General features: G+C 61.5%; 1 pseudogene. It reads right to left on the bottom strand.

Annotated features, from left to right (window positions below):
- Positions 1 to 379: pseudogene (locus AC1DPX_RS35190) on the bottom strand (hypothetical protein); the annotation flags it as partial.

Raw genomic sequence — 379 nt, forward strand, 5'->3', positions numbered from 1 at the left:
GCCTTGGGTTTTCATGGTTTCGATCAGCATCGCCCGTGCAGCGCTGCCGGAGAACGGCTTGACCATCGCGGTCGGCAGGGCATCGACGAAACGCGTGTCCCATCCGGCCCATTGCACCAGATGGCGAATCCCGTCCAGCCCGAAGTCGAGCGCACCGGACGCCCGCAATACGCCCACCGCACACAGCATCGCGACCAGATATGGCAGCAGGTTCTTGGCGACATCGAAGCCTTCTTTGGCACCTTCGACGAACGCTTCGTAGACCTTGACCTTGCGCAGCGCGCCAATCACCAGAAACAGCATGATCATCCCGAACATCGTCAGGTTGCCGAGGATCGATGACAGGCTCGCCAGCGCAGTGGCTGAGAGCGCCGTCAAC

It is taken from the genome of Mesorhizobium sp. 01N446 (assembly GCF_056399285.1).